13 protein-coding genes are annotated in these 13,903 nt (G+C 30.6%); 6 read left to right on the top strand and 7 right to left on the bottom strand.

From position 1 onward, the window contains the following. Positions 1-290: 290 nt before the first annotated feature. Both ACVHXK_RS07050 and ACVHXK_RS07045 read left to right on the top strand, forming a co-directional pair. Positions 291-494 (top strand): hypothetical protein, encoded by a 204-nt coding sequence (locus ACVHXK_RS07050; protein WP_461205668.1) that lies wholly within the window; start codon positions 291-293, stop codon positions 492-494. 22 nt (positions 495-516) lie between these two features. Further along, on the top strand, positions 517-1,080 hold the full coding sequence (locus ACVHXK_RS07045) for a hypothetical protein (RefSeq protein WP_461205667.1): 564 nt from the start codon (positions 517-519) through the stop codon (positions 1,078-1,080). Between the two features lie 141 nt (positions 1,081-1,221). Here the strand turns inward: ACVHXK_RS07045 and ACVHXK_RS07040 are convergent, their stop codons facing one another. The 6 genes from ACVHXK_RS07040 to ACVHXK_RS07015 all read right to left on the bottom strand — a co-directional run bounded on the left by ACVHXK_RS07040 (position 1,222) and on the right by ACVHXK_RS07015 (position 5,757). Beyond that, positions 1,222-1,779, bottom strand: a complete 558-nt coding sequence (locus ACVHXK_RS07040; RefSeq protein WP_461205666.1) for a DUF1097 domain-containing protein — start codon at positions 1,777-1,779, stop codon at positions 1,222-1,224. Between the two features lie 22 nt (positions 1,780-1,801). Further along, positions 1,802-2,674 (bottom strand): 3-hydroxy-5-phosphonooxypentane-2,4-dione thiolase, encoded by an 873-nt coding sequence (gene lsrF, locus ACVHXK_RS07035; RefSeq protein ID WP_461205665.1) that lies wholly within the window; start codon positions 2,672-2,674, stop codon positions 1,802-1,804. Between the two features lie 17 nt (positions 2,675-2,691). Continuing rightward, positions 2,692-3,690, bottom strand: coding sequence for a dihydroxyacetone kinase subunit DhaK (locus ACVHXK_RS07030; RefSeq protein WP_461205664.1), 999 nt, complete (start codon positions 3,688-3,690; stop codon positions 2,692-2,694). Between the two features lie 17 nt (positions 3,691-3,707). Further along, the gene (locus ACVHXK_RS07025) at positions 3,708-4,019 is read right to left on the bottom strand and encodes a hypothetical protein (RefSeq protein ID WP_461205663.1); all 312 of its coding nucleotides are present in this window, start codon (positions 4,017-4,019) and stop codon (positions 3,708-3,710) included. Positions 4,020-4,062: 43 nt separating this feature from the next. After that, entirely contained in the window at positions 4,063-4,665 is a 603-nt protein-coding gene (gene dhaL / locus ACVHXK_RS07020; protein WP_461205662.1) for a dihydroxyacetone kinase subunit DhaL, read from the bottom strand. A 159-nt stretch (positions 4,666-4,824) separates the two neighbouring features. Next, positions 4,825-5,757: a sugar-binding transcriptional regulator gene (locus ACVHXK_RS07015; RefSeq protein WP_461205661.1), complete on the bottom strand. Its 933-nt coding sequence runs from the start codon at positions 5,755-5,757 to the stop codon at positions 4,825-4,827. Between the two features lie 342 nt (positions 5,758-6,099). Between ACVHXK_RS07015 and ACVHXK_RS07010 the strand changes: the two genes are divergently transcribed. Beyond that, on the top strand, positions 6,100-8,178 hold the full coding sequence (locus tag ACVHXK_RS07010) for an EAL domain-containing protein (protein ID WP_461205660.1): 2,079 nt from the start codon (positions 6,100-6,102) through the stop codon (positions 8,176-8,178). Between the two features lie 206 nt (positions 8,179-8,384). On the opposite strand, the gene ACVHXK_RS07005 is transcribed toward ACVHXK_RS07010, so the two are convergent. After that, a complete protein-coding gene (locus ACVHXK_RS07005) occupies positions 8,385-9,014 on the bottom strand; it encodes a YesL family protein (protein ID WP_461205659.1) in 630 nt (209 codons plus the stop codon). A gap of 295 nt (positions 9,015-9,309) precedes the next feature. Between ACVHXK_RS07005 and ACVHXK_RS07000 the strand changes: the two genes are divergently transcribed. From ACVHXK_RS07000 to ACVHXK_RS06990, 3 genes are all read left to right on the top strand, one after another. Beyond that, positions 9,310-10,413 (top strand): aldo/keto reductase, encoded by a 1,104-nt coding sequence (locus ACVHXK_RS07000; RefSeq protein ID WP_461205658.1) that lies wholly within the window; start codon positions 9,310-9,312, stop codon positions 10,411-10,413. A gap of 61 nt (positions 10,414-10,474) precedes the next feature. Beyond that, positions 10,475-12,220, top strand: coding sequence for an ABC-F family ATP-binding cassette domain-containing protein (locus ACVHXK_RS06995; protein WP_461205657.1), 1,746 nt, complete (start codon positions 10,475-10,477; stop codon positions 12,218-12,220). A gap of 336 nt (positions 12,221-12,556) precedes the next feature. Beyond that, positions 12,557-13,900, top strand: coding sequence for an MFS transporter (locus ACVHXK_RS06990; RefSeq protein ID WP_461205656.1), 1,344 nt, complete (start codon positions 12,557-12,559; stop codon positions 13,898-13,900). The last annotated feature ends 3 nt before the right edge of the window (positions 13,901-13,903 follow it).

The raw sequence follows: 13,903 nt of genomic DNA, 5'->3' as shown, positions 1-13,903 counted from the left end.
AGTTAAATTTAATAATTTTAAATAAGGATATGAATACAGAGGAGTTGGTTTTATCGCAAAAAAGCCACAATTATATAGGATAATTCAAAGCATGACCACTATTTTGCTAAGTAATTAGCACTTGAATATTATTAATAATGCATAGGTATTGTTATTGTTTAAGTTCACCATATAGAGGTGATGTTTTTTTAATACGTAAATGTATAGCTAGTACAACTAGTACGCTGAAGTTAGAGAATCAATAAAATAAATATCTTATAAAAATGAGTACTAAATAAAGGAGTTTAGAAATGGTTACTGAAAGAGTTCTAGAATACGATGATTTAATAAAATTAAAAGAAAAACGTCGTGTATCAATGCAAAAGGGAAAAAAATCTTCCCCTCATGATAATTTCGAAAGAAAAAAGACCAAAAAAAATAGAAATATCAGAAAAATGCAGTATTCTTCTGATATGGATTATGACACTTATGGTTATAATTATGATTTAGATTAAAAACAAAAAACATGGTGATGTGATGAAACTTAAAGAACTAAAAAAAATATATAAGTACGATATTGAAAGAGAGCAATTCATTATTGATGTTCAATTAGAAGATTATCGTGATGCCTATAGTGACTGGGATTTCTCACCCTTTATCAATAGAGATCTCGATGATGATTTGACAGAGTATTTACTTGAATGTTCTTTTGAAATACCAATTAAATCTCCTATGATCATAAACTTTCATATATTAAATCAAAAACAAAATCCTGCAAGAGAAGAAAGAAGTATTAAAGGTATGTATAACTATTTTGGATATGAAATTAGGAAACTAAAAAACTATCGCATGAGGGTTTTACGTCATACGCTTACTTTTTTTATTGTAGGAACTGTATTACTAGTACTAGGATCTTTATTGGATGAAATTATGGCAAATTCTATTTTTACAAAAGTATTATCTGAAGGTTTCTCTATAGGTGGTTGGGTCATGATATGGGAAATGTTTTCTACATGGTTTTTTGATATCAAGAAAGTGACCCACAAAGTAAAACATTTTATTAAACTTAAGTCTTCAAATATAATATACACCTATTCTTAATGGAGTTTTAACCTAAAAACCATGAATTATTAACCTCAATTTTTATTACTAAAAGCCATAAAGCTTAGTTAGCTTTATGGCTTTCATAAATTACTCTTGATATTTTTATCTTTTTTCTATAAAATATAATTGAGTTTATATTTAAATGTTCGATTGAACAGAGTCTGTTACAGCAGGCTCATTTTTTTTGACTGAAGCTTCATACATTCCTCTAAGTGTAATTGTCACATATCCATAGAATAAACCAATTGCACAATAGATCAATTCAGTTGTTATTGCTGCCGTATAAGTAGCTCCTGGTACATAAGACATAAATCCAAAGAATACCCCTGATCCTATAAATACAGAAGGAACAAAATCTGCCCAAGGTACTCTTTCTAAAGAAATTACTGGTACAACAACTATAAACACTGCCAATGGAAATGCAAAGAAACCTAATGAAGCTGACAGAGCAGCGCCTATTTCCATTATCAAGATAGATGCTATTATTCCATTTACATAACCTATTAGGGCTTTCACTCCACCTTTAACATTACACCCTGCTAAGAAATATACAGCCCATGATTGGAAAGCAATCCAACCAAAACCAACATTATTTGCAGGTGGTACTAACGGACAAAGTAACTGGTCAACAATTTGAATTGTAAATGCAAGCAAAGCAACTATTACTGGAATCCATATAAATTTTTTAAAACTCATTACTAATAACCTCCCAATATACTTATTTTATATCTAAATAAAAAGCATAAGCTTCTTCAGCACTAGATCCTTCATGAACTACTTTCTTAATTGCTTGTATCATCGCAATAGGATTATCCGCTTGGAATACATTTCTACCCATATCCACACCAGCTGCTCCTTTAGAAATAGCATTGAAAGCAAGCTCAAGAGCATCTTTTTCAGGTATTTTCTTACCACCTGCAACAACAATAGGTACAGGGCACGCTGCTACTATTTTTTCGAAATCCTCACAGTAATAAGTTTTTATAATGTGTGCTCCCATTTCAGCAACTAATCTTACAGCTGTTAAGAAAAACTGTGGTGTTCTTGACATGTCTTTACCTACACCAATTACCCCTAACACAGGCACCCCATATCTATTACCCATGTTTACTGCTTGAGATACATTTTGAATTGTTTGACATTCATTTTCAGAGCCGATATATGTTTGAACAGCAATACATGATGCATTCATCCTAATTGCGTCTTCTATATCAACTGCTATAACTTCTTTACTAATATCCTCGCGAAGTACTGAACTTCCTGAAGATACTCTTAATGCAATTGCTTTTTCTGACTCAGGATTAATACAAGTTCTTAAACCACCTCTTGTTGCCATTAATACATCTGCATGTTCAGCTATTGGAGGTATTGTAACATCTAATCTTTCAAGTCCACTAGTAGCACCCATAATATACCCATGGTCAAAAGCAAGCATAATAGTTCTTCCTGATTTTGGATTAAATATTTTGGATAATCTATGCTTCATTCCCCAATCGTAATTACTTGACCCCTTTAAGAAAAACCCTCCATTTTGTATTTCCTTATCTAAATAAAATTCTTTTCCTTCTTTTATCGAATCTCTATCTGCCATTTAAATCTCCTCTTTCTCTATTTTTTAAAGTAAGGTGTATAACATGGTTTATTCCAAAGTTCTATCATTTCATTATCCATTCTTCCAATACATAATTGGAAACCACCAGCTTCTTGAACTGTTAGTATTTCTCCAACCACATTAGCTACCACTTCTATATTTTTTTCTTTTAGTAAGTTATAGCATTTTCTATAAACAATTAATTGCTCCATAAGTGTAGTTGCTCCACTACCATTTACTAGAACCATTGCTTTTTCTCCATCTTTCATTTCTAAATCTTTAACTAATGCATTTGCCATAATTTCAGTAGTTTCATCAGCAGATAATAATTTTTGACGTCCACCGCCACCTTCTCCGTGTTGTCCCATACCAATTTCCATTTCATCTTCACCTAAAATAGAAATCATTTCACCAGTTGATGGATGAGTTGCTCCTGTTGCTGCTACTGCAATTGTTGCCATATTATCAGCGAATTTTTGTGCAATTTCAGTTACTTCATCAAGACTCTTGCCCATTGCTGCAGCTGCTCCTGCAACTTTATATACTGCAAAACAACCTACAAGACCTCTTCTATCATGTCCATTTTCTCTAGTTGCGTTTGAAATATCTTCTTGAGTATTAACTCTTTTAACGTTTAAACCTTCTTTTGCAGCACGTTTCATAACCATATCACCAGTAAGCATGTCTCCAGCATGATTAAGAACTACAAACAAAACTCCTTTTCCTTTATCAGCCATTCTTATAGCTTCTAAACATGGTCCAGGGCCAGGTGCAGCAAATACATCTCCAGCAACAGAAATATCAATCATTCCTTCACCAACAAAACCACTTATAGCTGGCTCATGACCTGTTCCACCTAAAGTTACAATAGTTACTCTATCAGCATCTTTAAGTTTTTTATTAACTACTAATTTTGAATCAGTTAATTCTATTAAATCTGAATTAGAAAGCGCTAAACCCTCTAATAATTCTTGAGTAAGATTTGCTGGATCATTAATAAACTTTTTCATTTTCATTTTAAATTCCCCCTTAATTAATTAAATTGCATTAATTCTAAAACTGCGCCATCCATTTTAATGAAAGCTATTGTCAATGAATCATCTATGTCTAAAGGTCCGTATAAAAGTTCATAGTCATTAATATAAGCATCTAAGCTATCAACTTTGTATGCTATGTGTACGTTTTCAACAATATCCTTATGCATTGGTGTATCTTCCTCGAACCTTAGATATTCAAATTTCATAGGATTAGTATCTGGTGATTCTATATACACCTTTAATCCCTCAGCATACTCCTCCTTATCTCTAGGCTCTTTTACTGGTACGCCTATGTGCATTATTTCCATCTCATATCCCCCTTCTTTTTATTTGGCTATGCTTATGCAAAGCCTATTCATTAAGTCCTTTTGCAATTCCTACATAAAGTAAACTAAAGGAAACTGCTCCAGGATCTTTATGCCCAATACTTTTTTCTTTCAGAGATTTTGCTCTACCAAACTTCGCTAACATATCTTTAGTATTTTCAGCACCTTCAGCTGCTGCTTTAGCTACATCATCAAAACTAGCCCCATCTTTAATAAGCATTGTTGCTGGGTAGATAGCATCCATCATAGTTTTTTCCCCTGGTTTAGCTCCTGATACTTGTGAAAAATTTTCATATGCTTTTACAAGTAAGTTTCTAACTAACTCTTCTTCATTAGAGAATTCTTCTTTAGCTCCACTAGCCATACCTTCAAAGAATGAACCCCACAAAGGACCAGCAGAACCACCACTAATATTCATCAAATCCCAAGATAAGTCATCCAAAACATCTGCTAGATCTTCATCACCAGATAGATTGTTAACATATTCTTTAATTTTATTTGCAATCTTAGCCATAGTCACACCATGGTCTCCATCTCCTGTTGCAGAATCTAATTCAGTAAGATAATGAATATTTTCATCAATTAAATCTACTGCAGGTAATAATATCTTCTTAAGAATTGATTCCATCTTAAGTCCTCCTTTCATTAATTTAACTTTGTAAATATAATATAACATATGTCATAACATTTGTAAAGTAATAATTGCAATAATTTTTTATAAAATTAAAACACCTTCTCGAGGTGTTTTCCCTGTATAAATAATAGACTTAAATTATATATTATTATGCTATCTTTTGCCTAAAACGGCTTTTGCTTTTTCATCAGTAATAATTATATGAGTTATATATCCAGTCTTAAGTGCACCTAAAACTGCTTTTGTATTTATTTCAGAAGGACAAATAGCAATAACTCTTTTTACCTTACCTAAAATATTTTTAGGTATTTGAATTGCATAATCATCGTCACTATCGATTATCCTACCATCTTTGTCAAAAAAATAAGATAAAAGCTTACCTACAGCTCCTTCCTTATGCAGCTTATCTCCAAATCGTAGTGCTGTAGCCTGGTCAGGTACAGAAGGATATGCTCCAATTGTAATAACCACAGTATCTAAATTGTTCCACAGATTCTCTATTTCTCTATAATTGTCTGTATTAGTATATAGTTCCGACTCCTGCTCTGATGTAGGAAATGCAGGTGCAAACATAAATTTAGGTTCTAAACCTGTCTTTTCTGATAATTCTCTTACTAATTCAGTAGGATGATATCCTTTATTAGGAATACTGGCACTTCCTATTAGAGGTACTATTTTACCTTCATTTGATTTATCAATAATATCCTCTGAAATTCCTCCAATAACCTCACCAATTAAATAACCCCAACCTACCCCTAATACTTTAGTGTCTTGCAGGGATTCTTTTATAAATAAAACACTTTGATTTATTATAGATTTTTCTGTGACATAGGGTGAATTTGATGTAGGAACTACAAAACCGCCATGGATATTAAAAATATTTTTTAACTGATTAAGCAGCAGCGAATTATTTTCATAAGGTTCCTTAATTTTTATTTCAACAATACCCAAATTTCTCGCTTTAGTAAGCATATTACTTATAAGCGGCCTTGAAACACCAAGTTTTTTGGCTATTTGTGATTGATTCAAATTTTCTTCATAGTATAATTTAGCTACTTGAATAAGATTGCTAGTGTCATTATCCATTATGTCTCTCCTAACATTATTTTTGACATTTGTTTATAATTAGCTTACTTTATTTACATGTAAATGTCAATTTATAATCAATTACTATTATTCTTTACGAATTGATTTGATAATATTAACTCTATTGTATATAATTTAATAAAGTAGACATATGTAATTTTAAGTCGAAATGAATTTATTAAAAAGAAGGTGATTAAAATAAAAAGATTTAATAACCCTTTAAACAGAAATAACGCTAAGTATCCAATATCTGCTCTACTCATATCCGGTGTCGTTTTTTCATTACTATCCTTTTCTTTTAATCTCTATAAAAAAAATTTATATGAAGATACTTTCGAAAACTTGAAACTATATTCAATTGAATACACAGATTTTTTTGAGAAAGAATTTAATACTAACGCAATTTATATTAGTTTACTTGGTGATTTACTTATAGATTCCATTGATTACGAAACTGGTGAAATTGACAATGAAGATTTTTCAACTATTGTAGAAAAAAGTAATAACTCTGACAATATTATAGATTCTTTATATTATATTAGCAACATCACTGGTAACGGCATAAATCATACTGGCAATATTCCTTTAGAGCAAATGCAAACGGATTTCAGAAAAAGAACATGGTATATAAATGCTCTTTTTTCACCTGAGGTAACTATTTCTGAAGTTTATAATGATTTATCTACATCAAAACCCTGTATAACAATTAGCTACAAAATAGAAAGAGAGGGAAAAAAACTTGGTGTTCTTTCTGGTGATATATTTTTAGAGAATCTAACTGATTACTATTTTAATATCACCGAAGAAGATGATTTTTGTGTCAATGTAATTTCGCCAAATGGCAGTGTAATTTTCAACGAAAATAAATCTTCTGTTGGAAAATCTTTTTCTTCAGTATTTGATGAAGGAAATCCCACTAGTCAATTAATAGATAAAAACCTATCTTGGGAAAATATATTAGAAAACACTTACGGTGATGTCGAATTTATTAGTTTTATGAACGAACACGTATACAGTCACTATAATACTAGTAGTTTACTTGGTTGGAAAGTTTTTTGCATAGCCAAAAACTCAACTATTATAAAAGACTTAAACCAATTTCTATTAATTTCAATACTTATAGGCATATTATCTTGTTTTATTATAATATTAATTTTCTATCTTTATTTCAACTATACAGATAACTATGATAAAGCAACTGGTCTTATTAATCTAAATCAATTCTTTAAATATATAAAATTAAAATATTCATTATCAAAAAATATAAAATTATTATTTGTAAGCATAAGTAATTTAGATATTGTAAAATCCCAAATGGGTGATACCTCTGTTAACGATATATTAAAATCATATTCTAATGTTTTAAAGTCAATAGTAGGTAAAGAATCAAAAATAGCTCTTGGGAATGAGAAAATTTTTATTATATCCTTTTATACTGATAAGAACAAAGATGAGCTAAAAGAAATAACAAATAATATTATAAAAGAAGCAACATCCATAAAAGTTAAAACAAAAGATGATTTTTTATCTCTTGATTCTACATTCCTATTAATAGATTTTCCAATTAAACATATTAAAGATCTTAGTACTAATATTCAATTAGCTGAAAATATTATCCAAAAAAAGCAATCTAATATATCAGAGTTAACTATACTAAATTTCAAAGACTTAGTACAAGAATCTAATGATACGAATATAAAACTAAAAACTATTAAAAAAGCTATAAATAATGACAGTATTGTGCCTTTTTATCAACCTATTTATAATATTAATAAAAACACTGTAGCAAAATATGAAGTTTTGATGAGAATTAAAACTAATGAAGAGTATTTAGCTCCCTATCCATATATCTTGATTGCAGAAAAATTTAATTTAATTGATGAACTAGATATGATTGTCTTAGAAAAAGCACTGAAATACAAAACGGAAATAGATCCAATGGACAAATTGGTCTTTTCCTTCAATGTTTCTGGTAACTGTTTAAATGATGATTACCATTTAAGCAAAGCATCAGCTCTTATCGATAGCTATAAAATTAATCATAAAAATATAGAATTTGAAATAACTGAAACCAAAAGTATTAATAATCTAGACTTTTTAGTACAAACTATAACTAAATATAATGCCAAAGGCTACAGTTTCTCAATAGATGATTTTGGAGTTGCCTATTCAAACATTGAGTATATTAAAAGGATACCTTGTACTTCTGTAAAAATAGATGGTTCATTCATTAAGGATATCAATGTATCTAAAGAAAACTTATATCTAGCTACTGCTATGGTTTCTATGGCAAAAGCATATCATAAAAAGACCGTTGCAGAATTCATTGAAAACAGAGAAGTTCTTGATACCGTAAAAAAAATTGGTGTAAACTATGGACAAGGTTTCTATCTAGGTAGACCCTCACAATATATTATTTGAACTAAACTAATTTACTTAGCTAAAATTATAATATAAATAATATTCTAAAATATAACCTTATTGTTAAATACCCCCCACTTACTATGTTGAAGTGGGGGGTATTTATTTAATATTCCTAACAGAAAAGTTTATCCAGGCTATCAAAGTCCAACCGACCTCTTATTATTACCAAATTATACATATAAACAATTAAATATACTCATACTCTATTGCTCCTTGTCTACCTTGTTTTCTTCACTTGCTTCCTGAATTTTTTTAAAAATCTTTTGCATCATCAAAGAAGTTATATATGCATAAAGGCTCACTGAAACCATTATAAATATAGGTGCAATGTAGAGTATAAAACTTCCTACTAATAATAATGCTACTGAAGCAAGAGTTACGAGTGCGTACTTTATCCATAGCACAAAGGAAGTTTTAATTGCATTCTTTATTGTGATATGGAACCTTGATACCAATGGATATATGTATATATTTATAAGTACCAAATTTATTAGTAAAAATACTTGTATAATTACTATCCAATTTATTTTTCCAGCCATATCATACATAGTTCTAATATTGAATATTAAAAGTAGCAAAAGTAATAGAGATGCTACACCGATAATAGTTCCTTGTTTAAAGTTTTCTTTAAAACTCTTCCAAAAGTCTGCTATAACATAATATCCTTCTTTTCTAACCATCTTACCCGTTACTGAATATAGCGCAGTGGTAGATGCCCCTATAGTAAATATAGGTATTGAAAAAACAAACCAAAGAATATTTAGCAAAATTATGTCAAATACTGCTGTTCCTATACTAAAAAAGGCACTATCTACACCAAAAAATTCTTTCATACACAATCACCTCTAGTTTTCGTCAATTAGTCTTTTAATATGATTTTATACTATATTGTTTGTTTTTTCAAAATTATTTTATATATCCTAATAATACTGTAACATTATGCTTTATTTTTTTGAATAATAATTACCCATATCATTTATGTGAAATTATATGAAATATCGTTTTTTTGAGCTTTTACTAGAAATTTTTCTCTTTCCTATGTTTTAAACTCAAATTCACCTATTTATTTTTATAATATGCTATAATTTAAATCTATTAAGTATTAATTTATTAAAGGAGTGAAATATTATGTTATATAACACATATGGGAAAACTGGAAAGAAAGTATCCGCAGTTGGTTTTGGTGGAATGCGTTTTGATACCAATAAATCTATAGAAGAAAATGCTCAATTGGTGCGCTATGCAAATAGCAAAGGCATCAACTACTTCGATACAGCTCCAGGGTATTGCAATGACACAAGTGAACTAATATACGGTGAAGCATTCAAAAATATGCCTGGACAATTCTATGTGTCTACCAAAGGTATGCCAACAAAATTTGATACAGCTGAAAAAGCCATTGCTGCAGTTAAAAAATCTATAGAACGCTTAGGTGTTAAAAAAATCGATTTTTATCATATTTGGTGTATTAGAAAAAAAGAACACTATGAATTAGCTATGAAACCAGGTGGACAATATGAAGGATTATTGCAATGTCAAAAAGAAGGACTTATAGATCATATTGTTTTATCTTCCCACCAAACTGGAAATGAAGTAAAAGAAATCCTTGAAGACAAGAAGATTGACGGAGTTCTACTAGGTGTTAATATTTTAAACTTTCCTTATCGTTGGGATGGAGTTCAAACAGCCTATGATATGGGGTATGGTGTAGTTGCTATGAATCCTCTTAGTGGTGGTGCTATACCAAAACACGAGAAAGAATTAGCTTTCTTAACAGACGGAGATGAAACAGCCACTGAAGCAGCTTTACGTTTCATAATTTCATGTCCTCAGATAACTATAGCTCTAAATGGGTTTACTACAAAAGAACATATAGATACCGCTTGCCGAATTGCAGATGAGTCAAAACCATTTACAGATGAAGAAATAGAAGCTATAAGCAAAAAAGTGGGTGCTTCTATGAATGAAGCTTGCACCGGTTGTGGCTATTGCAACGTATGTCCAAAAGGTATTGCAATACCAAGCTTTATGCAAGTTTATAATGAAAAACATGTTTTTAATAAAACAGAAGAAGAAATGAAATCTATTCTTAGTAGTTCATACGATTGGGGCCTACTAGCCGGCAAAAAAGGAACTGCTGAAGAATGTATAAGTTGTGGTTTATGCGAGAGAGAATGCACACAACATTTACCTATTATAGAGAGACTTAAAGAAATTAGTAAATGGTCGTAAAACACATATTGAAGAGCTTATTTTTATAGTGTCTTTTCAAGTAATAAAGAGAGGTAATACTATGCTAAAAATTAATAACTTGTCTTACTCATTTCCACAAAAAGACCTATATAATAAGATTTCCTTTACATTAGAAGAAGGTCAACATTGCGCTTTTATAGGAACAAGTGGTAGTGGAAAAAGCACACTGATAGATATAATTATGGACCCAGAAAAATATACTTTTGATGGCGAATTAGAGATTGACCCAGATTGTAGGATTGGATATGTAAGTCAGTTCTCAGAATTAGACAAAACAAATGCAACTACAGTTTTAGAATATATAGGTGAAGAATTCATTAAGCTTCAAAATGAAATAACAAATATCTGTACCCAAATGGAAACATCTTCAGATATTGATTCTTTGCTAGAAAAGTACCAGCAAACCTTAGACGCATTCAATGCCATTGATGGCGATGATTTTGAAAGCAATATTAATAAAAAATTAAGTCTTGCAAACTTAACAAAGTACAAAGACAGATTGATATCTGAACTTAGTGGTGGAGAATTTAAGCTTATTCAAGTAATTAAGGAAATGCTTAATAGTCCTGGATTAATGATTATGGATGAGCCCGATGTATTTTTAGACTTTGAAAACCTTAATTCTCTTAAAGATCTAATTAATTCTCACAAAGGAATAATGCTAATCATTACACACAATAGATATCTACTTAATAATTGTTTCAACAAAATTATACACCTTGAAAATATGGAGCTCCAAGAGTTTGATGGAAGATATATTGATTATAACTTCTCATTACTTCAAACTAAAATCGAACTGCAAGAACTAGCTATTGCTGATGATGAAGAAATCAAGAGAAACGAAAAACTTATCCATAAATTGAGAGATATCGCAACTGATAGAACTGAATCTGCTAAAGGAAAATCTCTAAGAGCTAGAGTTAAAATTCAAGAGAGATTAGAAGCACGTAGAATCAAAACACCTTTTGTAGAGATTAAACAACCTCATATCAATTTAACTACAAACAATAAAATTGAAGAAACTATTGCTTTAAAAGTTACTGACTACAGTGTCTCCTTTGATGAGATGCTTTTAGAAGAAGTTAACTTTGAGATTAAATCTACTGATAAAGTAGCTATTATAGGTTCAAACGGTGCTGGTAAAACTACGCTGCTCCGAGAAATCTTTAAAAACACTAGTGATTCCATTGAAGTAAATTCTGATATCAAAATGGCTTATTTATCTCAAAATCAAGAAGAAATACTAAATGTTTCTAACACAATACTCCAAGAATTTTTAGATGCTGGTTTTGAAACTCATAGTGATATTAAGGACTATATTTTAGACTATGGTTTTGAAGGCGAAATCCTTAATGAAAAGATAGAAACTTTGTCCGGTGGCGAAAAGACTATACTTCAACTAGCTAAGGTTTCTGCTAGTAGGGCAAATTTTTTACTTCTAGATGAACCCACAAGCCATCTAGATACCTATTCTCAAATAGCACTTGAGGAAGCTATAAAAAAATATAATGGTGCTATTCTAATGATTTCTCATGATTACTACTCTATAGTAAACTGTATGGACTATGTTTTAATCATCGAAAATAAAACAATTAGAAAAATGCGCATGAAAAAATTCAAAAAAATGATTTATGCAAAGCATTTTGATAGAGACTATTTAGAACTCGAAGAAAAGAAAAAATCTATTGAAACAAAAATAGAATTAGCTTTAAAAAATACTGATTTTGAACTTGCACAAGTTTTATCTCAAGAATTACAAGAGCTAATTAAATTAATATACAACTAATATTTTTTTGTGATTAATATTTCCAAGTAAAAATCCAGTGCTCAATTCTGAAGCTGGATTTTTTTGTTTTGCTATATATTTTATTAACCTTTAATGGCATAGTGTTAAATGCTTCTGAGCAATGCTAGCTTACTTATAATACTTATTGAAAAAGTTTACAATAAGATGTATAATTTAGAAAATGATTTTCATATAAAAACATATTCTCAATATATTTTTATTGTAGCCAATAATTGGACAAGTCTAATTTAAGTTTTCTATAAATATATCAGCGAATAATTATTTTAAAAACATAAAAAACTGCAATTAAAAAAAGCAGGAAGGAATGGTTACTCTATGAATACAAAGGTATCGGCACAAGAACGAATTTCTTATACCGGTGGATTGCTAGGCCAAAATATGCTATACAATTTTATGGCTATGTTCATCATGTTTTTTTTCACAGATATACTAGGTATACCAACTAAAAGCGTAACAATCATTGTTGTAATCGCAAGTTTATGGGATGCTATTAATGATCCGCTCATGGGATTAATTACAGATCGCACAAATACAAAATGGGGTAAGTTTAGACCCTATTTGATTTTTGGGCCTGTAATAATTGGCATTACCACTATACTATGCTTTGCAAATTTTGGTGGCTCCAAAACAGGTACAATTTTGGTAGGAGCTATTTCTTATATACTTTGGGGAATGTCTTATACCGTATGCGATATCCCTATTTGGGCAATTTCATCTGTAGTTTCCCCTGACCCTAACGAAAGAAATAAGATGATCTCATTAGGTAAAATCGGAGGAACTATCGGTACTGTAATCGTGTCTGTTGGTAGTGTATCACTGTTAACTGCTATGGGTGGTGAGCGTACTTTAAGTGCCTATACTAAATCAGCAACTTTAATTGCTATTGTTGGATGTGTTTTGATGATTATAGCAGGTTTTACACTAAAAGAGCGAATTAGGCCTGCAAAAGAGGCAGTTCATTTCAGACAGAATATACATACAATTACTGATAACAAGCCGCTTCTAGCACTTATGGTCTCTTTACTTCTAGCAAATATGGTCATTAATATTCGTCAAGTAAGCCAAGTATACTTTACTCTTTATGTTTGGGGCAGCGCAAGTTATATAACTCAAGTTGGTATTAGCCTAATCATTGGCATGTTACTTGGATTAATTATCTCACCTAAACTTATTCAACATTTTGATAAAAAGAAACTCTTTATTGTTTCTTGCATAGCAGGAGGGCTATCGAGTGCTATTCCATTTATAGTTGACCCTGCATCTATCTCTTTAGGCCTTGTATTTTTAGGCATCAGTTTTGCTTTTACTGGTGTAATCTCTATTGTTAGTACAGCAATGTTAATGGATGCTATTGATTATTCCGAATGGAAATTAGGTTTTCGTGGTGAAGGAATTGTTTTTTCAACAAACACTTTTCTTAACAAACTTAGCGCTACAATATCAAAGGCTACTCTTGGTATTGCCATGACGGCCATGCATTATATTAAAAACATGGAAATTAATCCAACTATCCAATTCGGTTTCAGCTTAATCATGTATATTATTCCGGCGCTATGTTTCCTACTAACTATAATCCCTTTACTTTACTATAAAATGTCGTCTTGTCAAGTGAAGGAAATCCGAGAACAGCTAGAAATGCGACGTGTTGCTGCAAAATAAATT

Source organism: Clostridium sp. DL1XJH146, from assembly GCF_054819755.1.
Note: the sequence above shows the minus strand (reverse complement) of the source record. Positions and strands in the feature narration are given on the sequence as shown.

Excerpts from the sequence above, each read along its gene's own strand:
- ACVHXK_RS07045 (WP_461205667.1), top strand. The coding sequence starts at position 517 with ATGAAACTTAAAGAACTAAAAAAAATATATAAGTACGATATTGAAAGA.
- ACVHXK_RS07030 (WP_461205664.1), bottom strand. The coding sequence starts at position 3,690 with ATGAAAATGAAAAAGTTTATTAATGATCCAGCAAATCTTACTCAAGAA.
- dhaL (WP_461205662.1), bottom strand. The coding sequence starts at position 4,665 with ATGGAATCAATTCTTAAGAAGATATTATTACCTGCAGTAGATTTAATT.
- ACVHXK_RS07040 (WP_461205666.1), bottom strand. The coding sequence starts at position 1,779 with ATGAGTTTTAAAAAATTTATATGGATTCCAGTAATAGTTGCTTTGCTT.
- ACVHXK_RS07005 (WP_461205659.1), bottom strand. The coding sequence starts at position 9,014 with ATGAAAGAATTTTTTGGTGTAGATAGTGCCTTTTTTAGTATAGGAACA.
- ACVHXK_RS06990 (WP_461205656.1), top strand. The coding sequence starts at position 12,557 with ATGAATACAAAGGTATCGGCACAAGAACGAATTTCTTATACCGGTGGA.
- ACVHXK_RS07015 (WP_461205661.1), bottom strand. The coding sequence starts at position 5,757 with ATGGATAATGACACTAGCAATCTTATTCAAGTAGCTAAATTATACTAT.
- ACVHXK_RS07000 (WP_461205658.1), top strand. The coding sequence starts at position 9,310 with ATGTTATATAACACATATGGGAAAACTGGAAAGAAAGTATCCGCAGTT.
- lsrF (WP_461205665.1), bottom strand. The coding sequence starts at position 2,674 with ATGGCAGATAGAGATTCGATAAAAGAAGGAAAAGAATTTTATTTAGAT.
- ACVHXK_RS07050 (WP_461205668.1), top strand. The coding sequence starts at position 291 with ATGGTTACTGAAAGAGTTCTAGAATACGATGATTTAATAAAATTAAAA.
- ACVHXK_RS06995 (WP_461205657.1), top strand. The coding sequence starts at position 10,475 with ATGCTAAAAATTAATAACTTGTCTTACTCATTTCCACAAAAAGACCTA.
- ACVHXK_RS07025 (WP_461205663.1), bottom strand. The coding sequence starts at position 4,019 with ATGGAAATAATGCACATAGGCGTACCAGTAAAAGAGCCTAGAGATAAG.